Source organism: Microbacterium sp. P5_E9 (assembly GCF_054049175.1).
The window spans coordinates 11,707-34,861 of sequence record NZ_JBFUMV010000019.1 but is presented as its reverse complement, the minus strand read 5'-3'; the positions used below and the strand labels follow the sequence as shown (position 1 = coordinate 34,861).

At 67.5% G+C, this 23,155-nt stretch carries 18 protein-coding genes; 3 read left to right on the top strand and 15 right to left on the bottom strand.

All coding sequences use genetic code 11. From position 1 onward, the window contains the following. The first annotated feature begins 2 nt into the window (after positions 1–2). Positions 3–803 carry an SDR family NAD(P)-dependent oxidoreductase gene (locus ACXJ3V_RS17595; RefSeq protein ID WP_457101639.1) on the top strand — a complete coding sequence of 267 codons (801 nt, stop codon included), beginning with the start codon at positions 3–5 and terminating at the stop codon, positions 801–803. Between the two features lie 28 nt (positions 804–831). Here ACXJ3V_RS17595 and ACXJ3V_RS17590 read toward each other — a convergent pair whose 3' ends face one another. The 5 genes from ACXJ3V_RS17590 to ACXJ3V_RS17570 are packed head-to-tail and all read right to left on the bottom strand — an operon-like array spanning position 832 to position 7,079. Next, positions 832–1,839 carry a LacI family DNA-binding transcriptional regulator gene (locus ACXJ3V_RS17590; RefSeq protein ID WP_457101638.1) on the bottom strand — a complete coding sequence of 336 codons (1,008 nt, stop codon included), beginning with the start codon at positions 1,837–1,839 and terminating at the stop codon, positions 832–834. 32 nt (positions 1,840–1,871) lie between these two features. Beyond that, positions 1,872–2,723 carry a carbohydrate ABC transporter permease gene (locus tag ACXJ3V_RS17585; RefSeq protein WP_457101637.1) on the bottom strand — a complete coding sequence of 284 codons (852 nt, stop codon included), beginning with the start codon at positions 2,721–2,723 and terminating at the stop codon, positions 1,872–1,874. Next, positions 2,720–3,532 carry a carbohydrate ABC transporter permease gene (locus tag ACXJ3V_RS17580; protein WP_457101636.1) on the bottom strand — a complete coding sequence of 271 codons (813 nt, stop codon included), beginning with the start codon at positions 3,530–3,532 and terminating at the stop codon, positions 2,720–2,722. The genes ACXJ3V_RS17585 and ACXJ3V_RS17580 overlap by 4 nt, the downstream gene beginning before the upstream one ends. Before the next feature lie 41 nt (positions 3,533–3,573). Continuing rightward, positions 3,574–4,893: an ABC transporter substrate-binding protein gene (locus ACXJ3V_RS17575; protein ID WP_457101635.1), complete on the bottom strand. Its 1,320-nt coding sequence runs from the start codon at positions 4,891–4,893 to the stop codon at positions 3,574–3,576. Positions 4,894–4,916: 23 nt separating this feature from the next. Continuing rightward, positions 4,917–7,079 (bottom strand): alpha-galactosidase, encoded by a 2,163-nt coding sequence (locus tag ACXJ3V_RS17570; RefSeq protein ID WP_457101634.1) that lies wholly within the window; start codon positions 7,077–7,079, stop codon positions 4,917–4,919. A 176-nt stretch (positions 7,080–7,255) separates the two neighbouring features. On the opposite strand from ACXJ3V_RS17570, the gene ACXJ3V_RS17565 reads away from it, so the two are divergent. Then, positions 7,256–8,149, top strand: a complete 894-nt coding sequence (locus ACXJ3V_RS17565) for a VOC family protein (RefSeq protein WP_457101633.1) — start codon at positions 7,256–7,258, stop codon at positions 8,147–8,149. Positions 8,150–8,189: 40 nt separating this feature from the next. Here the strand turns inward: ACXJ3V_RS17565 and ACXJ3V_RS17560 are convergent, their stop codons facing one another. The 7 genes from ACXJ3V_RS17560 to ACXJ3V_RS17530 form a co-directional block, all read right to left on the bottom strand. Beyond that, positions 8,190–9,098 (bottom strand): dihydrodipicolinate synthase family protein, encoded by a 909-nt coding sequence (locus tag ACXJ3V_RS17560; RefSeq protein ID WP_457101632.1) that lies wholly within the window; start codon positions 9,096–9,098, stop codon positions 8,190–8,192. Positions 9,099–9,116: 18 nt separating this feature from the next. Continuing rightward, positions 9,117–10,049 carry a dihydrodipicolinate synthase family protein gene (locus tag ACXJ3V_RS17555; protein WP_457101631.1) on the bottom strand — a complete coding sequence of 311 codons (933 nt, stop codon included), beginning with the start codon at positions 10,047–10,049 and terminating at the stop codon, positions 9,117–9,119. After that, entirely contained in the window at positions 10,046–10,903 is an 858-nt protein-coding gene (locus ACXJ3V_RS17550; protein WP_457101630.1) for a carbohydrate ABC transporter permease, read from the bottom strand. Before ACXJ3V_RS17550 ends, ACXJ3V_RS17555 begins: the two co-directional genes overlap by 4 nt. Further along, positions 10,900–11,823, bottom strand: coding sequence for a carbohydrate ABC transporter permease (locus ACXJ3V_RS17545; protein WP_457101629.1), 924 nt, complete (start codon positions 11,821–11,823; stop codon positions 10,900–10,902). Before ACXJ3V_RS17545 ends, ACXJ3V_RS17550 begins: the two co-directional genes overlap by 4 nt. 107 nt (positions 11,824–11,930) lie before the next feature. Beyond that, positions 11,931–13,235, bottom strand: coding sequence for an ABC transporter substrate-binding protein (locus ACXJ3V_RS17540; RefSeq protein ID WP_457101628.1), 1,305 nt, complete (start codon positions 13,233–13,235; stop codon positions 11,931–11,933). Between the two features lie 228 nt (positions 13,236–13,463). Then, the gene (locus ACXJ3V_RS17535) at positions 13,464–14,483 is read right to left on the bottom strand and encodes a LacI family DNA-binding transcriptional regulator (protein ID WP_457101627.1); all 1,020 of its coding nucleotides are present in this window, start codon (positions 14,481–14,483) and stop codon (positions 13,464–13,466) included. A gap of 11 nt (positions 14,484–14,494) precedes the next feature. Continuing rightward, positions 14,495–15,421 carry a DUF4862 family protein gene (locus ACXJ3V_RS17530; protein ID WP_457101626.1) on the bottom strand — a complete coding sequence of 309 codons (927 nt, stop codon included), beginning with the start codon at positions 15,419–15,421 and terminating at the stop codon, positions 14,495–14,497. Between the two features lie 202 nt (positions 15,422–15,623). Between ACXJ3V_RS17530 and ACXJ3V_RS17525 the strand changes: the two genes are divergently transcribed. After that, positions 15,624–15,857: a three-helix bundle dimerization domain-containing protein gene (locus ACXJ3V_RS17525; RefSeq protein WP_457101625.1), complete on the top strand. Its 234-nt coding sequence runs from the start codon at positions 15,624–15,626 to the stop codon at positions 15,855–15,857. 45 nt (positions 15,858–15,902) lie between these two features. Here ACXJ3V_RS17525 and ppk2 read toward each other — a convergent pair whose 3' ends face one another. The 3 genes from ppk2 to ACXJ3V_RS17510 form a co-directional block, all read right to left on the bottom strand. Further along, positions 15,903–16,808 (bottom strand): polyphosphate kinase 2, encoded by a 906-nt coding sequence (gene ppk2 / locus ACXJ3V_RS17520; RefSeq protein ID WP_457101624.1) that lies wholly within the window; start codon positions 16,806–16,808, stop codon positions 15,903–15,905. A gap of 79 nt (positions 16,809–16,887) precedes the next feature. Beyond that, entirely contained in the window at positions 16,888–17,979 is a 1,092-nt protein-coding gene (locus ACXJ3V_RS17515; RefSeq protein ID WP_457101623.1) for a CorA family divalent cation transporter, read from the bottom strand. Positions 17,980–18,076: 97 nt separating this feature from the next. Then, complete coding sequence (locus ACXJ3V_RS17510) at positions 18,077–23,155, bottom strand: family 78 glycoside hydrolase catalytic domain (RefSeq protein WP_457101622.1); 5,079 nt, start codon at positions 23,153–23,155, stop codon at positions 18,077–18,079.

Genomic DNA, 23,155 nt, shown 5'->3' with positions numbered 1-23,155 from the left:
CAATGAGGCTTGACAGCAAGATCGCCATCATCACCGGCGCGGCGGGCGGCATGGGCGCTGCCGGCGCTCTGCTCTTCGCCCGCGAGGGCGCCAAGGTGGCCGTCGTCGACATCACCGAAGAGCGCGCGCAGACAACCGTCGACGCGATCCGCGCCGCCGGTGGAGAGGCGATCGCGATCGGCGCGGACATCACCAAGACCGACGATGTGAAGCGCATCGTCGCTCGCACGGTCGCCGAACTCGGTGCGCCTAACGTGCTGTTCAACAACGCCGGCGTCGACCTCGAGAACAAGGCCAAGACCATCGACGTCGATGAGGAGATCTTCGACAAGGTCTTCGCGGTCAACACCAAGGGCCCCTGGCTGATGATGAAGCACGTGGTGCCGCACATGATCGAGGCCGGCGGAGGCTCGATCATCAACACCGCCTCGACGGGAGCATTCATCCCCGTCAGCTCGGCCGCCTACTCTGCTTCGAAGGCCGCCGTCGTGATGCTCACCAAGATCGCCGCGAACGAACTCGGTGTCCACGGCATCCGCGTCAACACCCTCAATCCCGGAGCCACGACCACGCCGATGGCCGACCACCAGCGCGAGGAGATGATCAAGCGCGGCATCCCCGCCGAGACCCTCGATGCCGCAATGGCCGGGATGTCGGTGCTCGGCCGATTCGGAAAGCCCGAGGAGGTGGCCCAGATGGCGCTCTTCCTCGCCAGCGACGACTCCAGCAACGCGACCGGCGCCGACTTCTTCTGCGATGGCGGCCTCCGCAACATCGGTGCGACCTACGGCATGAAGCAGTAGCTGCCGGCGGCCCGCGGTACGAGCTCGGTCACGCCCGAGGCGGCCCGGCGCTCTCTCGCACGACCAGCCGCGGGCGCTCGGAGGAGAAGCGCTTGCCGGCCTGACCGTTGATCTCGGCGAGCAGGAGTTCGACGCCGCGTCGCCCCATGCCGGCGAAGTCCTGGTCGACCGTGGTGATCGGCGGGGTCCACAGTTCGGCGAGGGGGTGGTCGTCGAATCCGACGACGGAGACGTCTTCGGGGACGCGCCGGCCGGCGCGGGTGAGCCCGCTGATGACGCCCATCGCGATCTCGTCGTTGCCGCAGAAGATCGCAGTCACGTCGAGGTCATCGGCGAGTGCCGTTCCGAGAGCCTGTCCGCTCTTGGGCTCCCAGGTGGCGTCGAGCGGCTCGGGGATCATCGCACCCGCTCGGCGCAGCGCGCGGCGCCAGCCCGCGGTGCGGCCGTCCTCCTTGCGGGACGGGGGGATGCGCACGTGGTGAACCGTCTTGTGCCCGAGCCCCAGCAGGTAGTCGGTGAGCTCCTCGGCGGCATGCGACTCGTCGAGCACCGCTTGGGGCAGGCTCGTGTCGCGGACGCCCGACAGGACGACCAGCGGAAGGTCGTCGGGAACGCGCTGCAGCGCGGCGACGCCGGGCGGGTCGAACTTCAGCACCACGACGCCGGCCAAAGGCTGAGAGAGGGTGGCGGCGATCGCACGGTCGATCTCGTCGTCGTCGGCGCTCTCCACCACGGTGATCATGACCGTGTATCCGTCGGCCCGAGCGGATTCCTCGATGCCGCGGATCGTCTCGGCGTAGCCGTAGCGGGAGGTGTCTCCGGCGATCACGGCGATGACCTGCGCCTTGCGGGAGGCGAGCACTCGGGCGGCCGCACTGGGGCGGAAGTTCAACTCCGCGATCGCCTGATCGACGCGCTCCCGCTTCTCGGGGGTCACCCGCGCCGCTCCGGTGAGCACGCGAGAGACCGTGGGAACCGATACACCGGCGCGCGCGGCGACGTCTGCGATGGTCGCTGGCTTCGGTGTCGGGTTCATTCTCGATCTCGGGGTGCGGTCGGAGGTCACGGTCACTTGACGGCCCCGCTGGTGATCCCCGAGATGATCTTCCGCTGGGCGACCATGAAGATGATCAGCAGCGGCAGGCTCATCAGGATGATGTAGGCGAAGATCAGGTGCCAATTCTGAAGGTAGAGCCCTGAGCTTGCCACCTGGAAGAGGTTCAAGGGCAGCGTGTCGAGTCTGCCGCCGACGACGAACAGCGCGTAGAAGACGTCATTCCAGATGTAGAGGCAGATCAGGATGGTCGCCGTGGCGAGCACGGGCATGAGCAGCGGCAGGATGATCGTGATGAACACCCGGACGGGAGACGCTCCATCGACCCGTGCGGCCTCTTCGAGTTCGATGGGGATCGTGCGGATGAACCCGGTGACGAAGAAGATCACCGTGGCCATGTACAAGCCCATGTACACGCCGATCATCCCGACCGCGGTGCCGGCCAGCCCGAGCTGCCGCAGCAGCAGCACGATCGTCACGACCGCGGGGGGCAGCACGATGCCGCTGATCGCGAGCGCATAGACGAACGCGAGCGGCTTCGAGGAGCGACGCCCGAGGATCCACGCGGCCATCGATCCGAAGACGAGCACGCCGATCACCGCGGGCACCATGACCAGCACACTGCCGCCGAATGCCGCGAGCATCTTTCCGTCGGTGAAGACTGTGGCGAAGTTCTCGAACAGGTGCCACTGGTCGGGCAGCTGCAGGTTCGGGTTGAGCGCTCCGGCCTGGTCCTTCGCCGCGGTGACGAGGATGACCCAGAACGGGATGCCGAGCAGCAGCAGAGCGGCGAGCACCGCCACGATCGGCTGCAGGATGCGGGTGGGGTGGACTCGATTTCTGGTGGCGGTGGCTGAAGGGCTCACAGCACGTCCTCCCTCTTGCGGAGCATGCGGATGACGGGGAAGGCGAGCAGCGCGACCCCGAGGAAGAGCACCAGACTCATCGTCGTGGCCTGGGCGAACAGGCCCTGTCCGAAGGTGCGGAAGATGAAGATGTTCACGAGTTCGGTGGTGCCGCCCGGACCGCCGGCCGTGGTCGCCTGGACGATGTCGAAGCCGTTCATCGACCCGAGCAGCGCGGTGGCGACGTTGAACGTCACGGCGGGCGCGAGCAGCGGGAAGCGGATCAGCCGGAACGTGGTCCACCAGTCGGCGCCGTCGAGACGTGCGGCCTCGAGAAGGTCCTGGTTGATCGTCTTCAGCCCAGCAAGGTAGATGAGCATCGACAGCCCCATCCACTTCCAGGCGTGGATGAGCGCCACCACGACGATCGTCCAGGTGGTGCTTCCGAGCCACGCGATGTCGACCGGGTGCCCGAGGAAGAAGCCGATGATGCCGTTGACTGCACCCTCCGGCTTGAGCAGCGCCTGGAAGACGTAGCCGACGGCGAGTGCGGACATGAGGACGGGGATGAAGAACGCCACCCGAAGCGCCCGGTTGAGGGTGGTGTCACGTTCCAGCAGGAGAGCCAGTGCCAGCCCGAAAACGTTCTGGAACACCGCGACCAGGGTGGCGTAGATGAGGGTGATCCAGAGCCGGTTGAGCAGGGTGCCGTTCGAGAAGAGCTCGATGAAGTTGTCGGCGCCGACGAAGTCGATCTGCGACTTGAAGCTCGACCAGTTCGTGAACGCGTAGATGAAGTTGAAGATCGTGGGGACGAAGAAGAACACCACGAGGACAGCGACGGCAGAGGTCTGCCGGCACCCCTGCTGGATCAGAAGCCGGCCGCTCCGATGGCCTTGGCGAGCTGGGCGAACTGGTCCTGCGTGGTCTGCGCGACCTCGACAGTCGTCTTCGTGCCCTGGATCAGGTCACCGAGGTTCAGGTAGAGGTCCGGGTTCGCGACCGCGAGGGCCTGCATCGAGCCGACCGAGTCGCCCAGCGACGCGCTGACGTCGAGGAGCGCCTGCGGCACGTCGCCGGGTGTCTCGACACCGTCCTGGAGGGAGGGCGTCGACAGTGCCGTGACGAAGTCCGCGTAGCCGTCGCCGAGCCAGTAGCTCAGCAGCTGCCGCGCCCCGGCCTCACGCGTGGCGTCGCCCGTCTTGAAGGCGACGAGGGCGTTGGACTGATCCGGGATGAACGTGCCGACGTTGCCGCTCGGTGAGATCGGGAAGAAGCCGATCTTCTCGTCCAGTTCGGCGGTGTCGGCAAGCGACTGCAGCTGGCCGAAGAACGAGTTGACCTGAACCGCCATCGCCGCGTCGCCGGCGAGAATGGCCGCGCCCTGGTCTTCGAACGTCGCCGTCTTCAGGTTCTCATTGAACAGACCCTCCTTGATGAGGCTGTCGTAGGTGTCGATCGCACCCTGGATCGTGGGGTCGGTGAACTTCTCCTCGTTCGCGTTGACCCGATCCCACAAGCCGTCCTTCGCGGCATCCGCGAGCTGGACCTGCACCCACCACTGGGTCGCCCAGGGCGTTCCGCCGCCGAAGTCGAAGAACGGGGTGACGCCTGCGGCCTTGAGGTCGCGTGCGACCTGGACGAACTCGTCCCAGTTCGCGGGCAGATCGGTGATCCCGGCCGCCTCGAAGACCTCCTTGTTGTAGTAGACGCCCTCCACCGCGGGGGTCGTGATGAGTGCGGCGTAGCGGGTGTCATCGAGAATGCCGGTGATGTCACGCAGACCGGACTGGTAGCTGTCGATGAACGGCGCGCCATCCAGCGACTGCAGGTTGGTCGACGCGTTCAGTGCCGTCAGCATCGAGGCGGTGGGCTGCCAGAACGCGAGGTCGGGCTTGTCGCCCGAGGCGACCTTCGTCTGCACGCTCTGCTCGTACGGGTCGGGGATGGTGACGACGTCGACGGTCGCCCCGGTCAGCTTCTCGAACCCGGCCACGACGCTGTCGGGGATCTTGTTCGAGTTCTGCGCGGCCCAGATCGTCAGAGTCGTGCCCTTCAGGCTCGCGTCCTGGGCGGGCCAGTCCGCGGGCGCTGCGCTGTCGCCGCCACTTCCCGCGCTGGGGTCGCTGCAGCCGCTGAGCGCGAGAGCGGTCACGCCGGCGATGGCGAGCCCCACAAGTGCTTTCTTCATTGAGTTGCTCCTTCTTGGTGTGTTCATTCTGATTGCTGGGTTGGGGCCGCCCACGCCGGGCCGATGGGGCTGGTGGCGAGGCGGAGGGTACGCGCGGCGATGGGTGCATCGTCCGCGTGCAYGGTCAGGGTTCCCTTCGCGGCATCCCATTCGGTCTGCCAGGCGGGAAGGTGTGCGGGGAACTCGGTCGTGACAGTGATCTCACGACCGATCAGGTGCGGGAAGGCCAGAGCGACGGCGCCCGAGGGACCGCGCCGCCACACCGACACGAGGTCGGCGGTTTCGTCGCGCAGGCCGAGGGCGACCCAGTCCGCTGTCCACTCCGGAAGACCGAGCGGCCAGTGCGGGTGAGAGGTGACGAGGAACGGTCGCAGCCGTTTGGCCGCGACGACGGCCTCGGCGACGAGAGCCCGACGCGAATCGTCCATGTTGCTGAGGTGGCCCGAGACGTAGAACCGGCCGAGGAGCCCCGTGACAAGGCAGAATGCGACCTCCTCCGCCGGCATCTCCGGCTGCGGGTATGCCCAGCTGGCCGCCTGCTCGGGCAACATCGACAGCGGTGCGGAGGCGGCGATCGGCGGGTACTTCGTGAAGTCCTGCTGGTCTGACGTCGACTGCATGGCCAGCCGCGACAGCATCGCGAAGTCCATCCGCATCGCACCCGAGGCGCAGTTCTCGATGATGAGATCCGGGTGCCGCTCCAGGACGCCGTCGAGCCACGCGAGGTGTGCGCGATTGTGGGCGAGCAGCCCCGCCCCGACACTGGGCGCATCGACGTCGGTGCCCGGCCCTGGGTTGATGTTGTAGTCCATTTTGAAGAACCCGATGCCGAACTCGGCGACCAGTCGATCGACGACGGCGTCGAGATGAGCGATGGCAGCGGGATGCCGCAGGTCGAGGTGGTAGCGGCGATGCTCGACGATGCGCACGCCATGCCGCTGAAAGAACGCCTCGGCCGGAAGCCGCGCGGCCATGGCGCTGCGCACCCCGATGACCTCAGGCTCGAGCCAGAGCCCGGGAACCATGCCGTGGGCGCGGATCGCGTCGATCACTTCCGCCAGGCCGCCCGGGAACCGGGTGGTGGAGGGAGTCCACTCGCCTACGCTGTCCCACCAGTGCCCGCTGTCGTCGTACCAGCCGGCGTCGATGCAGAACACCTCGGCACCGGCATCCGCGGCCGCCGCGATCAGGGGCAGCAGTCGCTCAGTGGTGGGGTCGCCGTTGAGCGTGTTCATGTAGTCGTTGAACACGACCGGCATCGCGGTGTTGTCGGCATGCGCGCGACGCGCACGGCGTCGATAGTCAGTCAAGGCGCTGACCGCGGCATCCCAGTTCGACGCATAGACAACCGTTGCGGGCACCGTCTCGAAGGTCTCCCCCGGCTCCAGCGGCTGAGTCCACGCGTGGTCGGCGTCGGTCGGCCCGGAGAGCGAGTAGTACGCACCCGCGGTGTCCTGTCCGATCTCCCACCGCCAGGCGCCGTTGTGCTCCACCTGCCAGGCGATCGCAAGCCCGAGCGTTTCGTTCACAAGTGCCGCTGTCGGAAGGTCCCGCCCGGTCGACCACGTGCCATCCGATGTCGCGGTGAGCGACCCGCGCGGATCATGTCCGGTGAGATGCTCAGCGAGCGCCGGGAAATCCGCGCCGCGAAGCGACGTCCGCTCCCACCGCCCCTCGCCCAGCCAGTCGCTGCGGCCGGTCATCCGGCTCCACCCGTCGAGCGGGTGCCCGTCCGCGTCGGGGAGGGTGAATCCCGCGGTCCACGACGGCACCGACCGCAGCACGATCCGGTGCGCACCTCGATTCGTCACCGTCACCCGAGAGCGCACCGCCGCAGCACCCTTCGGCATCTCGAGCCGCACGGCGACTTCCAGCGAGTCCGACGCCTGGACGATCTCGAGGCATGTCCAGCCGTCGGCGTCCCATACGCGGTGATCGAGGTAACGCAGCTCCTCGCCTGCGGACGTGTGGGCGAGCCGGTCGGAGGCGGGAAGGTGCCCGTCCGTGGCGGTCAGCAGTTCGACCAAGGGCAGCGCATAGACCGCGAGTTCGCGGAGCTCGACGACGACGGCCGAGATTCGAACGGGCGCGCCTGGGCCCCAGCCGAGCACGATCTGCAGCTGCGGACCGCCCCAACGGACGGACATCGCCTCGGCGGTCTCCGTCGATACGGGCTGCAGCGTCATTCGCGTCTCCATTGATAGCGGTTTCAGGAGGGACGATACACAATTCTGAAACCGCTATCAAACGCGTTATGAAACCGTTATCAGGCGGCCCGCCCTCGCCGCCGGTGAGAAGATCAGCTGGACCGGCGGCTTCGCCGTCGCACGCTGACCTTTACGTCACCGGACTGGAGCGGACCATGGACCCGATCAACCCCGATACCGCGATGGATGCCGTGACCCTGCGGGTCGGTGACCTCGAGGRCATGTCGTCCTACTACGCCGGGGCCCTCGCGCTCGCGCCGCTCGAAGAGCGGACGCGCGGGCGGGAGGTGCATCGGGTCCTCGGCCGGGGAACCACCCCGATGGTGCGCCTGATCCACACCCCCGGCCTGCCGGGGGTCGACCCCCGGCAGGCCGGGCTGTACCACACGGCCTTCCTCTTCGACGATCCGGGCAGCCTGGCCGCGACCGTCTACCGCGCCGCCCAGCATGACCGGAGTCAGTTCGTCGGCTCGAGCGACCACCTGGTCAGCGAGGCCTTCTACTTCACCGACCCGGAAGGCAACGGCATCGAGCTGTACACCGACCGCCCTCGCAGTCAATGGAGCTTCGTCGACGGCGAGATCCAGATGGCGACGAACTACCTCGACCCGAACGACTACCTCCGGCGTCACCTCACGCAGGAGATCCTCGATGCCGCGCCTGGTCTGGCCGGCAGGGTCGGGCACATCCACCTGCAGGTCGGAGACGTCCAGGTCGCCCGAGCCTTCTACGTCGACGCCTTGGGATTCGAGTCCACCGCGACCGGCTACCCGGGCGCACTGTTCGCCTCGGCCGGCGGCTACCACCACCACATCGCGATGAACGTCTGGCACTCCGCCGGCGCCGGGCCCCGTGCGGCCAGCCTCGGCCTCGGCGACGTGGCGGTGTCCGTGCCGGCTCGCGAAGACCTCGACGCTCTCATCTCACGACTCCAGCCGCTGAAGGTGGCATTCACCGACGATGGCCGCGCGATCCGCGTCAACGACCCGTGGGGCACGCAGGTCACCGTGGGTGTGGCCGGCACGACGACGGACGAGCTGCTCACGTGAACACGATGCTCGCCGGCAGCATCGCCCTCGCGGCTGACGACTAGGCGTTCACGAGCGGCAGCGCGTCGATGAGACCGGCCAGCTGATCGAGCGCGGGATGATCTAGGGGACCAGGGCGCCACCGGCTGGCCTCCTCGAACCCGATCTGCGCACGCCTCTCGAGCAGGTACTTCGCCGAGCTCGGATAGGTCGCCCCCATCCCGCGTTCGACGCTGTCGAGGACATCCTGAAAGGCAAGGGCTTCTTCGCGAGGGATGCCGGTGGCAGCTGCGCAGAGCCGTGCGACGTACTCGGGGTAGATGTTGACGACCCATCCCGAGAGGCCGGAGACACCTACCTCGAGTGATTCCACGAGGGTCTCGATGCCCGCGTTGTAGACCTTCATCGGCGTGCCACTTGCCGCTGCGACGCGCTCAGCCATGAGGGCGACGTCGTGGCTCGTCTCCTTGAAGAAGACGAACCTGCCGGTGTCGGCGAGCCACTGGACCGCGTCGAGCGACAGGATGCGGTGATACGGCAGCGGGCACTCGTAGATGCCGAACCGGATGCCGGGGTTCGACTCCAGCACCGTGCTCACGGTCGAACGGAGCGTGCTCTCGTCGGCGCCTTCGGGCAGCAGGAGGGCGGCGATGAGCACGACGGCGTCGACGCCGGTCGCTGCAAGCCGCGCAGCCGCGGCCGCGACCTCGGCATCCGTCCCCGCCTCGGCGATCGAGGCGAGCACCGGCACCCGGCCGGCGGCCCGGTCGACGACCCGACGTGCCACCTCCAGGCGCTCCGCCTCTGGCATTTCGTACATCTCCCCCGACAGCGCGACCGGGAACAGTCCGGCCGCCTCATGCGCGATGAGCCAGTCGGTGTAGCGGTCGAGCACGTCCCAGTCGACGCTCAGGTCGGCCGAGAACGGGGTGAGCATGACAGGCCAGGCTCCGTCGGGGAGGTCGGACATGGAGGATCCATTCATTGGTCAGCGCCCACGGGAAAGTGCAGCCTCGGGCAGATCGAGATCGCGCACGTAGTCCGCGAGATGTTGCAGGGGAAGTCCTTCGTGGTCGCCGATCGCCTCGGGCTTCCAGCGACTGATGGCGCGGAACTCGAGACGCGAGCTGCGGTCGAGCAGGTACTTGGCGGATGCCGGGTACCGGAGGTTCACCGAATGCTCCACCACGGTCAGCAGTCGCTGGACAGCGATCGCACGCGGATCGTCGAGGTTGACGCAGAGCCAGCTGACGAGGTCGGGGTAGAGGTTCGCGGCATATCCGGAGAGACCGGAGGCGCCCGCCCGGAGGGAGGGGGTGAGCGATCCGATCGCCGCGTTGTAGAGCCGGAGTCGCGTGCCGCGCATCGCGTCGAGGCGGGCGGTCATGACATCGAGCGAGTGGCTGGTGTCCTTGTAGAACGAGAACCTGCCGCTCTGCGCCAAGTGCCGGATCGCATCGATCGACGGAAGCCGCTTGTAGGGCAGCGGGCATTCGTAGATGCCGAAGTCGTCACCCGGATTCGCGCTCAGGATCGCGTCGATGTTGCCGAGCCACACGGACTCGGGCTGGTCGTTCCGCGCGACCAGCGAGGAGATGAGCACGACAGCCGAAACGCCGGTCTGCGCGACCTCGCCTGCTGCTTCCGCCTGCTGGTCGGCCGAACCGGAAGCAGCCGACGATGCGACCACCGGCACTCGCCCGGCCGCGCGTGCGACGACCCGCGCCGACAGTTCGAGCCGCTCGTCGTGGCTGAGGTCGTACATCTCGCTGGACAGCGCGACCGCGAACAGGCCGGCGGAACCCAGTTCGATGAGCCAGTCGGTGTACGCATCCAGCGCTTGCCAGTCGATGGAGCGGTTCTCGTTGAAGGGCGTCAGCATCACCGGCCAGGCGCCGGTGGGAAGTGTCGAGTCGCTCATCCCTTCAGCGCTCCGCTGACGAGGTCGAGCTTCCAGTAGCGCTGCAGGAAGAGGAACAGCAGGATCAAGGGGATGATCGCCAGGAGGCATCCCATGATCACGAGGTTGTAGACGTTGGGCTGGTCGGTCCCCTGGTTCATCATCGACTGGAATCCGACGGTCAGCGGGAACGTCTCCTGGCGGCTCAGCATGATGTACGGCAGCAGGAAGTTGTTCCAGATCGCGACGAACTGCAGCAGGAAGATCGTGATGAGCCCAGGCACCATCGGCGGCAGCCCCACCGAGCGGAAGATCCGCCACTCGCTCGCACCGTCGAGCCGCCCTGCCTCGATCATCTCCATCGGGATGACCGCCGAGGCATAGATGCGCGCGAGATAGATGGAGAACGGGCTGATGATGCTCGGCAGGAGCACCGACCAGTAGGTGCCGGCGATGCCGATCTGCGAGAGCAGCAGATATTGCGGGATCGCCAGGATGACGCCCGGGATGAGCACGCCGATGAGCAGCAGATTGAACACGATGTTCTTGCCGCGGAATGAGTACTTGGCCAGTCCGTAACCTGCGGCCGCCGAGACGATCGTGCAGAGCACGGCACCGCCTACGGAATAGATGATGCTGTTCCCGGTCCAGCGGAAGAACTCGCCGTCGTTGAACTGGAAGAGGTTGACGAGGTTCTCCTGGAAGCCGCCGTTGAAGCTGGGCCACAGGGTGAAGGTGCTGGCGAGTTCGCCTGCGGTCTTCGTGGACGCCGAGATCAGCCAGAAGACCGGGATGAGGCAGTAGATGGCCCCGACCAGCAGTGTCGCCGTCGGCAGGAACGCAGCCTTCGTGGGACGCCCGACCATTTCGCTCATGAGTCTTCTCCAAAGGCTCGCCCCTGCAGGATCTTGAGCAGCCCGAGGGAGGCGACGAGGGTCACCGCGGTGATGATGATCGCGGTCGCGGAAGCGCCGTACAGGTCGTTGGTGACGAACGCGTCGCGGTAGACGAGCATCATCGGCACCCAGTCGGATCCGATCGACGTCGTCAGCGTCATGAGGGTGTTTGGTTCGCTGAACACCTGCAGCGCCCCGATGACCGTGAACAGACCCGTGAGGACGAGCCCAGGCACGATCAGCGGAAGTTTGATCTTCATGGCGAGCTGCCACTCCGAGCAGCCGTCGATCCGGGCCGCGTCATACAGCTCCTGCGGAAGTCCCCGCAGCGATGTGTAGAGGATGACCATGTTGAAGCCGACCGAACCCCACACCGTGATGTTCGCGATGGCGAAGTAGATCGAGACCGGGCCCATGAGGTCGGGCTCAGGCAAGCCCAGCGCGGAGAACACCGCCAGGATGGGGCTCACGCCAGGCAGGTACATGAATCCCCACATGAGCGCCGCGATGACGCCGGGGACCGCGTACGGGACGAAGATGCTGATGCGGGAGGTTCGGCCGAACCTGGTGGAGAGATTGTCGAGCAGCAGAGCGAAGACGAGCGCGAGGATCATCGTCACCGGCACGGCGATGAGGGCGTAGATGATCATCCGGCCGAAGCTCTGGAAGAGGTCGCCGTTCGTGAGCGTCCGGACGTAGTTGTCGAAGCCGACGAAGACCTCGGTGGCGACGCCCAGGCCGGAGCCGCTGATCCGCCGGCCCTGGAAGCTCAGCCAGAGCGTGTACAGCAGGGGGGCGACCAGCAGACCGAGCGCGAGCAGCACGGCCGGCGCGACGAAGAGCCAGGGAGCGCGCCGCGGCTGGAGCGATCCAGTCCGCCGGGGAGCGACCGAACTCACAGCTGCCTCCGTGACGGGCCGGGACTCTTGGCGCCGTGGAGTGATGGAAGTCATGACTGCCTTCGGGAAGGGCTGGGACCCGACGCAGGCGCCGGGTCCCAGCGGGGCTATTCGACCTTGTAGCCGAGCTTCGTCATGTCGTCGACGACGGCCGCCTGCACCTTTGTCAGCGCATCGGTGAACGGCGTGCCCGTAGAGACGGCTTCGCTGAAGGCATCGTTGAACGCGCTGTAGGCCAAGGCGACGTCCGGTCCGAAGGTCACCTCGACGGTCTCGTCGTCGATCTCGGCGGCGAGCTCGTAGTATCCGGAGGGATCCTTCAGCGCGACCGGAGTCGCTGCGGCGAGTGCGGGAAGTTCCCGGCCCTTGAGGTTGGCGGGCCAGATGCTCGCATTCTCGATGTAGGCGTTCAGCGCATCGGGAGAGTTGTTCAGCCAGATCGCGAATTCACGTGCCTGCTCGGGGTACTTCGTTCCGGTGGTGACCACCGTTCCCGACCCGCCGACCACTCCGGACTGGGGGTCGTTCGGCTCCCACTGCGGGATGCGGACGGCTGCCCACAGGCCCGCGGTGTCGGGAGCGTTCTGGTTGATGAGCGGGGGCGCCCACACGGCACTGAGCCAGCTCGCGATCGTGCCGTCCGCGAGGGCGGCCGCCCACTCCGGCGTGAAGGTCTTGAAGGTGGCGACCACGCCTTCGTCGACGAGTCCGTTCCAGTAGTCAGCCACCTTCGAGCTCGCTTCACCGTCGATGTCGACGGTCCACGTGTCGTCGGACTGGCTCCACCACTCCGCACCGGCCTGCTGGCTGAGTGCCCCGAAGAGCTGCGCGTCGTTGGCCGGGAAGGTCGCGAGGTACTTGGTGGGGTCGGCGGCGTGGATCGCCCGCGCCGCGTCGGCGTATTCGTCCCACGTGGTCGGGGCCTCGACGCCGGCGGCCTCGAAGAGGTCCGTCCGATAGAAGAGGAACTGCGGCCCGGTGCCCTGCGGCACGGCGTAGTTCTTGCCGTCGAACGTGGTCAGGTTCCACGCGGCGGGTGCGATCTGGTCCTCGTAGTCGCCGAAAGCATCGGTGATGTCGTCGGCAATGCCGTTGACGACGAGGTTCGGAAGGTTCTCGTATGAGGTGTTCGAGAGGTCGGGGAGCGTCCCGGCTTCTTTCGCTGCCGAGAGCTTGGCCACGATGTCGTTGGACCCGGTCGACGTGTTGACCTCGACCTGGATGTCGGGGTTCTGCGCGTTCCAGACCTCGACGATCTTCGCGATGTTCGGCGCCCAAGACCAGTACCGAAGGATCACCGGGCCGGCGGCCTCCTCCTCCTCGGGGGCGGGGGCCGAGCACCCTGCGAGAGCGGAGCCGGCGAGGGCTCCCACCGCCAGGATCGCTGCGACCCGTGAGATTCGTCTGCTCATCTGCACTACTTCCTTGTCATGACAGGCCACCGGCCGCGTCGGCGCGATGGTGGGCGTGGAACGGGACTGCCAGCGACCCGCCGGCGAAGACCGCGAGCGATCCTCCGTAGCGCGGGCATCCGTGACAACCTCGTCAAATGCCCGTACGTTACCGGTAAAGCAACTGGGTTTAGCGGTAACGTAATGCATGCCCTGGGATTGCGCAAGCATGACCTCACGGCGGGTCCGCTAAGCGATGGGCGCGGTGGAGCTCCGGGCGATCAGGGTGCTCACGGGGTATTCCGGAAGCGGCGTGCCCGGATTCTCGATCAGGCGGATGAGACTGCGCGCCGCGACCCGACCGCCCTCGGCGAAGTCGATGTGCACCGAGGTGAGCGGCGGTCCGAAGTATGCGGCTTCTGGAATGTCGTCGATTCCTGCCACGCTGATGTTCTGCGGCACCCGGATTCCGCGCTCCGTCAGGGCGCGCAGCACACCGAGCGCCATCCGATCATTCGCAACGAAGATCGCGGTGATTCCGGTTCCGAACGGAAGCAGCTGCGCGGCCTCGTAGCCGGACTTCGCCGACCAGTCGCCACGCACTACCCACGCCTCGTCGATGTCGCCTCCGGCGAACGACGCCCGATAGACGGACTCCCGGTTCGAGGCGCTGTCCCATCCGGCGGGGCCGGCCACATGGGCGATGCGGCGGTGACCCAGTGCACGCAGATGATCCATCACGAGCTGAGCCGAGATGCTCGTGCCGAAGCGCGGCCCGGGCGTGTGGTCGACATCGCCGTTCACATCGAGGAAGACCGGCATGCGGAAGACGCTGTGCTCGAGCGCCTGCCGCACGTTCGCTGTCGGTGACGTCGCCAGCAGTCCTGCCGCGTCGCTGCCGTTGATGGCGTCCAGGCGCCGGGTGATCTCGTCGACGTCGCCGAGGGGGTCGACGGTCACGATGTCGAGCACGTAGCCCGCCGCGGTGGCGACGTCGTTGACGCCCTTGAGGACCTTGCTCGTGCTCGACTCGAACGTCTCATAGCCGACCACCCCGATTCGGCTGGGCCTCGACGAGGCGAGTTCGCGAGCGACGACGCTCGGACGGTAGTGGAGTTCCTCCGCGACTCGCTGAACCCGCTCCCGGGTTTCGGCGCTCATGCCCTGCAGACCCCGGAGGACTCGCGACACCGTCTGGTGCGACACACCGGCCACTCGCGCGACGTCGTATATCGTCGTCGGCTTGTTCACATCTGGAGCACGACCCATGTGAGCCCTCCCTAAGGGGTCGTATGCCGGTAGCGGTCTGTGATGGCGGACACCGTGCGCGCCGTGTCGAGGAGCATCTCGGTCCCGTCCTGCAGAGACCCGCGCCACGCCATCTTGACACCGGTGAAGTCGAGGGGGCCGGCAACGCGCAGCGCGTCATCCATCAGTTCCGCCGTCAGCAGCGAGTTCGGCTCATGTCGGCTGGCGGGCAGGTGCTGATCTGCCCACGCCTCACCATGATCCGTCGCCACGGCGCTCGCTCCCGAGAAGATCAGCCCTTTCAGCACGCCGGACTCACGCGCCAGCGCTACATGGTCGATGACCTGTGCGGCATCCCGGAGCTCGATGGCCGATCTGCCCCAGTTGATGAGGATGCCGATCGGCAGTGAATTCTCGGTGATGACCTCGAGCTCGTCTTGGAGCGTCAGGAATCCCTTGGCAGGAGCGAGACCAGCGACCTTCGCGTCCACGTGCTCGAGGAGCAGCTGCGCGCCATCCCAGTCCCAGTCGGCGATCGCCTCGAGGGATCGTGCGAGGGCGCTGCACCCTGAGGGCACATCCTGCGTCCTGGGTGCGCTGTGCACTTCGATCGCCGCGACGGCGGCTCTGCCCAGTGCGTCATTGAGCGCTGCGACCGCAGACCGCAGGTTCGCGGCATCCGTCATCGCCGCTCGCCTGCCGTCGGGGTCGGAGGAAGCCAGCCCGAATGCCGGCTGGCCGGCGACCTGCGCCATCGTGCCGGGGAGGGATGTGATGGCGATGCGCCAATCCGGCCTTGTCGCGGTCAGAACCTCGGGGAGATCGGCGGCCAGGGATCCCGTCCATGGCACCTCCAGACCGTCGATCCAGCCGTGCTCGGACGCAGCCCTGACGACCTCGGCGTGTTCCGCCTCCGATCGCCCCCACGCCAGGGCGTAAGTGCCGAGCATGAGGGCCATTTCCACTCCCAACCAGGAGCGTCTGCCGCTCTCGAACGCTTCGCGTGTTCCGCTAGTTTACCGCTAACCTAGCGCCGTCCGGGATCTGCCCTCCGGCACATCCCGTGAACGCCGTCATCGCGCAAGTGGGTGCAGGATGACGGAGATCCGCGGGCGAGTCAACCCGTTGAGACGCCCGGAATGCGGCCGTAGCGTCACACCCATGGAGAAGTCCGAGAACGAGGATGCCGCGATCCACCATGTGGTGGACCGGCTGACATCGCGATTCCCATCCGTGCCGCCGGAGGACATCGAAGCGCGAGTCACCGAGGTGCAGGAGTCGCTGGATGATGCGCCGGTGCGCGACTTCGTGCCCATCATCGTCGAGCACGACGTCAAGGCGCAGCTGCGGGAGGAGGGCAACGCCCCCGAGCCGACACCCACCGAATCGGACTGAGGTCGGCGGGCCGATCGCGCTTGCTCGCGGCGCAGCGGGTGCCTGCTACTCGTCTGCGGTCTCCTGCTTGCCGCGCATCACCAGCAGCGGATCGACATCCCCGATGACGTCGTCGTTTCGTCCCTCGTAGTCGAACTGGCCGAGGAAGAACCGCATCGCGTTGAGCCGGGCACGCTTCTTGTCGTTCGAGCGGATGATCGTCCACGGCGCGTGCTTCTTGTCGGTGCGGTGGAACATCTCCTCCTTCGCGGCCGTGTAGTCCTCCCACCGGTCAAGCGATGCGAGGTCGTTGGGCGACAGCTTCCACCGCCGCACCGGGTCGAGCTGCCGGATCGCGAACCGGGTGCGCTGCTCTGTTCTCGACACCGAGAACCAGAACTTGGTGACATGGATGCCGGAATCGACGAGCATCTTCTCGAAGCTCGGCGCCTGCACCATGAAGTCCTCATACTCCGCGTCGGTGCAATACCCCATCACCCGCTCGACTCCGGCCCGGTTGTACCAGGACCTGTCGAACATCACGATCTCCCCCGCAGTGGGAAGGTGCTGCACGTAGCGCTGGAAGTACCACTGCCCCCGCTCCCGCTCGGTCGGCATGGTCAGCGCGACCGTCCGGGCCGTCCGAGGATTCAGGTACTCGGTGAACCGTTTGATCGTGCCGCCCTTGCCCGCGGCATCCCTCCCCTCGAACAGGATGATCGCGCGCTGGCCGTTGTCTTCCAGCCAGTACTGGAACTTGAGCAGCTCGACCTGCAGCCGGTACTTCTCCAGCTCGTACGCGTCGCGCTCCATCAGCTCCGGATAGGGATACCCCTCCTGCCAGGTGTAGACGGCGTTGCCCTGCGGGTCGATCAGATCAGGGTCGGGAGTATGACCGTCGCGGACCGAATAACCCAGCTGACGCAGATGCTCGATGTAGTCGCGGAGTCCCTCGATGGGTCGATCGTTCATGTCCCGTGCTCCTGCCTCACGCCGGCCGCTCCCGACTCCGAGCGAATGTCCTCACCCAGGGTAGACGCGAGGATCCTCGCTAAAGCCAACGGCGCCGTTTGAACATGATGTAGATGGTGATGTCGACGGCGATGAGCACGGCGGCGATCGCGACCCAGCCATACTGCCATTGGACGAGCGGGATGTTCTTGAAGTTCATCCCGTACAGCCCGGCGATCAGCGTCGGCAGTGCGAGCAGAGCAGCGAACGCCGAGATGGTGCGCATGTCCTTGTTCTGACGAGCGGCGACATTGCTCTCGTGGCTGGAGAGGATCGCATCCAGGGCGCGGCTCTGATCGTTGATCAGGGCGGCTGTGCCGGCCGCGTCGTCCAGCAGGTCGTGCAGATACGGGACCACATGCTCGTGTCCGACCGTCATCGCGTCCAGGTGGTCGGTGCTCTCGCGGAGGGCGGCGGCGATGCTCGACACTGCGCGATCGATGCGACCGATGTCCTTCCGCACTCGGTAGATGCGCTTGTGGTCCTCGGTCGTGGACTCGCTGAAGACCTGCTCCTCGAGTTCTTCGAGAGCGGTCTCCACGTCTGCGGCCGCCTTCGCGTAGCCGTCGACGATCGCCGCCATGATCACGTACGCCGCCGCCATCGGGCTGTCGCGCAGCTCCGTGGGCGATTCCTCGACCAGCGCCGTCAAGTCGGTGGGCTGCTTCTCGTCGACGCGCTGAACGGTCAGCAGCCATCCGTCGCCCATGTACAGGAACGTCTGACCGAGGGCGATGTCGCCCGCGTCTCGATCGACGATGAGCTGCCACAGCAGTACGAAGAGATGATCGGCGAACTGCTGCACCTTCGGCTGCTGACGGCCCGAGACGACATCCGCCGCGGCGACCGGGTGGATGCCGAGCGTCTCCCGGGCCCGGGTGACGAGGGCCTCGTCAGGATTGACCAACTGAACCCACACGAAGCCCTTCTGCCTCGTGGCCTTCCTGATCGCGTCCGGAAGGTCGGCGAGGCCAATGTCCTCCAGCGCCTTCACCCCGTCGTGCACCAGGAGCACGGTCTGAGAGCCGGGCGATCCCTTCGACGGACGCGCAGCACCCTGTTCAGCGCTCGTCAGCCGCTTCGCCGAACGCTCACGTACCGGCGCGGATGTCGCGTTCTTCTCGATGGTCATGACAGCCATGCTCACTCTGCTGCGAGCGTTTCCTCTGGGGGTTGACAAGGTGCCGATACCCACGCCCGCTTCGGCCGCCCTCAGCGGAGGCTGCGGTTCACACGGGAGCGTCAACGGATGCCGCGGCGACGCTCATCGCGATGAGCTGGTCGAGCGCGGCATCCGGGATCTCCACACCGGGGAACCGGGCGAACTGCCCCATCGGCATCGACTCGACCATCTTGAGCATGTTCGCGTTCTCTTCGGCCGCGGCCAGCTGCTCGGCGGACGCGCCGGACATCATCGCCTGCATGAGCGCCGGACCCACGACCGGATGGCCGAACCAGTCGCCCACGGTGGCGTCGAGGCTGAGCGGCTGGGGTCGATCGACATCGCCCTCCAGCAGCACCTCGCGCGCGTCGATGATGGCGTCGGCGGACCGGCCGAGCTGCACCTCGTACACCCCCGGCTGCACCCACCATCTGTCACCGGTGACATCCCAGAATGCGAACACCCGCCGATCCAGGGCCACCTCCACCGTCGCCTGCTCGCCCGGCTCGAGGTGCACCTTGGCGAACCCGGCCAGTTCACGCACGGGCCGCCGCACGGCCGAAGGTGCCGGCGCCACGTAGAACTGGACGATCTCCGCCCCCGCCACTACCCCGACATTGCGCACCGTCACCCGGGCGAGTGCGGTGTCGGCACCGGTGGGCCGAACGTCGAGTCCGTCGTAGTCGAAGCTGGTGTAGCCGAGTCCGTGGCCGAAGTGGTACCGGACGGCTCGTCCGGTGGAGGAATAGTACCGGTAGCCGACGAAGACGCCCTCGCCGTAGCGGACGACCTCGTTCTCGCCGGGGAAGTTCAGGTACGCCGGGGTGTCCGACAGCGCGAGCGGGATCGACTCCGCGAGTCGACCGGATGGGCTGACAGCCCCGGTGAGGACGTCGGCGAACGCGCCGCCGACCGCCTGGCCGAGCGCCCAGCCCTCGACGATCGCATCGACACTGTCGTGCCACGGTTCGAGCGAGACGACTCCGCCATTGGAGAGGACGACCACGGTCCGCTTCGCGACGCCGGCCACTGCCTGGATCAGGGCGACATGGGCTGCGGGGAGCTCGAGGTGCTCTCGGTCGAATCCTTCGGACTGGTCCTGTTCATACAGCCCCACGAAGACGACCGCGATGTCGGCCGCTTCGGCCGCGGTGCGTGCGTCGCTGCGCAGCGATTCAGTGTCGCCGGCCTGCTTCTTCGAGTAGCCCGGCGCGTAGGTCACGTTCTCCTCGCCGAGCGCGACGCGCAGCTGGTCGAGCGGGATGTCGACCCGCGTCGCGTTGACGTGAGAGCTGCCGCCGCCCTGGTACTGCGGGTGTTCGGCGAGTTCTCCGAGCACAGCGATCTTCTGTCCAGCCCGAACCGGAAGGGTGTCGTGTTCGTTGCGGAGCAGGACGACGGATGCCGTAGCCGCACGCCGCGCGAGGGCGTGGTGTGCGTCAGCATCAAAGGTCCGCGAGGCCTCTGCGGGCTGAGCGGTCCGCTCTGCGAGCGTGGCCAGCCGCGCTGCGCTGCGCTCGACGAGGGCGGCATCGATTCGCCCCGAGCGGACGGCCTCGACGATCGCCGCGGTTCCCTCGTCACCGGTGCCGGGCATTTCGAGATCCAGCCCGGCTTTGAGAGCCTCGACGCGGTCCTTGATGGCTCCCCAGTCCGAGACGACGAGTCCCTCGAAGCCCCAGTCGTCGCGCAGCAGTTCGGTGAGCAGCCAGTGGTTCTCGGACGAGAAGGTGCCGTTGATGGCGTTGTAGGCGGACATCACTGACGTGGGCGCGGCATCCTTGACCACCTTCTCGAAGGCGGGCAGGTAGATCTCGCGGAGCGCGCGGGCGTCGACCTGAGCGTCGACGCGCATCCGGTCGGTCTCCTGGCTGTTCACGGCGAAGTGCTTGAGGGACGTACCGACGCCCGTGCTCTGCACGCCCTGCACGTAGGCGGCCGCGAGTTCACCCGTGAGCCGCGGGTCCTCGGAGAGGTACTCGAAGGTGCGGCCGCCGAGCGGCGATCGTTTGATGTTGATCGCCGGGCCGAGGAGGACGTCGACCTCGAGCGCGCGGGCCTCCTCGCCGAGCGCGACGCCGACCTCGCGGATCAGGTCCCGATCCCAGCTGGATCCCAGGGCGGCACCCGTCGGGAAGCAGGTGGCAGGCAGGCTGTCGTTGAGTCCCAGGTTGTCGGCGGAGCCGTCCTGTCGGCGTACGCCGTGCGGGCCGTCGGTCAGGACGAGAGAGCGGATGCCGTCACCCTCGCGAGTCGACCAGAAGTCGCGCCCGGTGAGCAGGGCAGCCCGCGCGGCGAGCTCCGCGTCGTCCTCGGCGGTCGGTTCCGGGGCTGTGATGACCTCGAGCGGGACCTCTTCGCCTGCCGACACTGCCGCGAATCCGCGCTCCAGATCCCTGAGCACCTGCTCGGCGTGCGGCAGCATCCCGGAGATCTGCCGGGGCGTGACCGCGTCCTGGCCGCGGAGCCCGGCCGACATCTGGTCAGCCGCCTCGGGCACGTACTTCGTGATGACGCCGATCAGCACGGCCATCGCCTCGGCGTCGTCGATCAGGTCGCCCAGGGGGGTGTCCACCGTGACCACGGCGCGCTCGATCGCGTCGACCTCGAACGGCTCCGCGAACGTGTGGGTGCCGTGCCCGATCTCATGGCCGGCCCCGGACGGGAGCACGACCTCGGCGGTCGCACCCACCGGGATCTCCACCGTGAGCCGCAGCTCGCCGCCCTCGAGCGTCCACGCGCTCGACGCGTCGCCGTACGGAGTCCGCAGCCGAGCGGATGCCTCGGCCAGACCGCGGCGCGGCGGCTGCGGGGCGATCCGCAGGCGCCGGTAGCCGGGCTCCGCAGGCGCGAGCCCGGCGACGACGCGATGCATCCAGTCGGCGACCGCGCCGAAGGCGTAGTGGTTGAACGAAGTCATCCCGCTCGGATTGACGGTGCCGTCGGGCAGGAGCGAGTCCCAGCGTTCCCAGATCGTGGTCGCGCCCATCTTCACCGAGTAGAGCCACGACGGGTTCTCGGTCTGCAGCAGCAGGCGGTACGCAGCATCGGCGTGGCCGTTCGCGCTGAGCGCGTCGCAGATCAGCGGCGTGCCGATGAACCCGGTGGAGATCTTGTAGCCGTTCCCACGGACGATCTCGGCGAGCCGGTCCGCCGCGCGGGTGCGCTCGGCGGGGTCGGCGATGAGGTCGAACTGCAGTGCGAGCGCATACGCGGTCGCCGAATCGGAAAGCACCCGGCCCGAGCGCGACACGTACTCGCGGTGGAACGCCGAGGAGACTTCGTCGGCGAGTCCGCCGTATCGCGCCGCCGCCTCATGCCGGCCGAGCACGGCGGCGGCGTCCGCAACGATCCGCGCCGAACGTGCGAAATACGCGGTCGCGACGATCTCGGAATACGTCTGCGCGGCCTCGGGTCGTCCTGCCGGCGCGGTCGGGTCGAGCCAGTCGCCGAACTGGAACCCGGCGCTCCACACGCGATCCTCCCCCGCAGCCGCGGCGACCTCGTCGACCCACGCGGCCATACTCCCGAACTGCGTGCGGAGCACTTCCAGGTCACCGTAGGCGCGGTAGAGCGTCCACGGCACGACGGTCGCGGCATCCGCCCACCCGGCCATCGGCCCCTGGTAGCCGGTGGTGATCGCAGGCACGACCATGGTGGTTCCGCCGTGGCGCTGCTGTTCGGCGGCGAGGTCCTTGAGCCACGAGGTCAAGAACCCGGCCGAGTCGAAGAGGTACTCGGCGGTGGGCGCGAAGACCTGGAGGTCGCCCGTCCAGCCAAGGCGCTCATCGCGCTGCGGGCAGTCGGTGGGCACGTCGACGAAGTTGCCGCGCATGCCCCAGACCACGTTCTGGTGCAGCCGGTCGACGAGCGGGTCGGATGTCGCGAACCAGCCGGTGCGCTCCATGTCGGAGTGCAGCACCTCCGCGGTCACGGCGGTGGGATCGAGGTCGCCGGGCCAGCCGGTGATCTCCGCGTACCGGAAGCCGTGGAACGTGAACCGCGGCGCCCACGTCTCTTCGCCGTCCCCCGCGAGCGTGTAGGTGTCGGTCGCCTTCGCTGCGCGCAGCGGGCCGGTCGCCAGTTCGCCGTGCTCGAGCACCTCCGCGTGCCGCAGGGTGATGACATCGCCGGCGCTGCCCGTGACGCAAATGCGCAGCCGTCCGACGAGGTTCTGTCCGAAATCGAGGATCGTCTTCCCGGATGGCGAGGTGATGACCTCGCGGACGGCGAGCGACTCGACGCACCGCACCGGCGGACCGTCCGGCGCGACGAGGGTCGTGACATCGAGCTCGCGCACCGCGACAGGCTCCCAACCCCCTAGGTCGGCCGCGGCCGTGGACCAGCTCGGGTCGAGCAGCCGAGCGTCGAAGTCCTCCCCGTTATAGAGGTCCGACGAGCGGACGGGACCATCGGCCGCAGCCCAGTCGGGACCGGACGCCACGACCTGACGCTCGCCGTCCGCGTACTCGATCTCGAGCTGCACCAGCACGCCGAGCCGGCTGCCGTACAGGTCCTTGCGTCCGTCCCAGCCGAGGTGGCCGCGCCACCAGCCGTCGCCGAGCCAGGCGCCGACACCGTTCGCGCCCGGCCCGACCAGGTCGGTGACGTCGTAGGTCTGGTAACGCAGTCGCGACTCGTACGCCGTCCATCCGGGCCCGAGCTCCTGGTCCCCGACCCGGACTCCGTTGAGTTCCAGCTCATAGACCCCGTGCGCCGTCGCATAGATCCGCGCACGACGGATCGCGGCATCCCGAATCTCGAAGGTGCCGCGCACGAGAGGCGACGCGATCGAGTCGTCGACCGGCCCGACCAGCAGAGCTTCCCAATCGGATGCCTCGAGCAGACCGGTCTCGACGGCCGCCCACTCGCTCCACTCCGACGAGGTCCCGTCGGTGCCGGTGACCCGCACCCGCACCTCAGCCCGCTCGCGCGAACCAAGGGCGGCGAACGGCCAAGCCACGAGCACCGAGTCCGCGCTGTCGACCGTGACGACATCGCCGCCGATCCGTTCGAGCTCGTAACTCGCCGCCCGCCAGCCCGCCGGGGCGGACTCGACGATCCAGCTCAGGCGGGGGGCGGACTCTCCGATGCCGACCGCATCGCGGTGGTGCTCGAAGCGGACGGGGCTGACGGAGACGGTCAT

What these genes read in the sequence shown, in the direction of transcription:
- ACXJ3V_RS17550 (WP_457101630.1), bottom strand. Translation starts at nt 10,903, where the DNA reads ATGAGCGAAATGGTCGGGCGTCCCACGAAGGCTGCGTTCCTGCCGACG.
- ACXJ3V_RS17525 (WP_457101625.1), top strand. Translation starts at nt 15,624, where the DNA reads ATGGAGAAGTCCGAGAACGAGGATGCCGCGATCCACCATGTGGTGGAC.
- ACXJ3V_RS17575 (WP_457101635.1), bottom strand. Translation starts at nt 4,893, where the DNA reads ATGAAGAAAGCACTTGTGGGGCTCGCCATCGCCGGCGTGACCGCTCTC.
- ACXJ3V_RS17590 (WP_457101638.1), bottom strand. Translation starts at nt 1,839, where the DNA reads ATGAACCCGACACCGAAGCCAGCGACCATCGCAGACGTCGCCGCGCGC.
- ACXJ3V_RS17510 (WP_457101622.1), bottom strand. Translation starts at nt 23,155, where the DNA reads ATGACCGTCTCCGTCAGCCCCGTCCGCTTCGAGCACCACCGCGATGCG.
- ACXJ3V_RS17595 (WP_457101639.1), top strand. Translation starts at nt 3, where the DNA reads ATGAGGCTTGACAGCAAGATCGCCATCATCACCGGCGCGGCGGGCGGC.
- ACXJ3V_RS17560 (WP_457101632.1), bottom strand. Translation starts at nt 9,098, where the DNA reads ATGTCCGACCTCCCCGACGGAGCCTGGCCTGTCATGCTCACCCCGTTC.
- ACXJ3V_RS17540 (WP_457101628.1), bottom strand. Translation starts at nt 13,235, where the DNA reads ATGAGCAGACGAATCTCACGGGTCGCAGCGATCCTGGCGGTGGGAGCC.
- ACXJ3V_RS17515 (WP_457101623.1), bottom strand. Translation starts at nt 17,979, where the DNA reads ATGACCATCGAGAAGAACGCGACATCCGCGCCGGTACGTGAGCGTTCG.
- ppk2 (WP_457101624.1), bottom strand. Translation starts at nt 16,808, where the DNA reads ATGAACGATCGACCCATCGAGGGACTCCGCGACTACATCGAGCATCTG.
- ACXJ3V_RS17555 (WP_457101631.1), bottom strand. Translation starts at nt 10,049, where the DNA reads ATGAGCGACTCGACACTTCCCACCGGCGCCTGGCCGGTGATGCTGACG.
- ACXJ3V_RS17530 (WP_457101626.1), bottom strand. Translation starts at nt 15,421, where the DNA reads ATGGCCCTCATGCTCGGCACTTACGCCCTGGCGTGGGGGCGATCGGAG.
- ACXJ3V_RS17535 (WP_457101627.1), bottom strand. Translation starts at nt 14,483, where the DNA reads ATGGGTCGTGCTCCAGATGTGAACAAGCCGACGACGATATACGACGTC.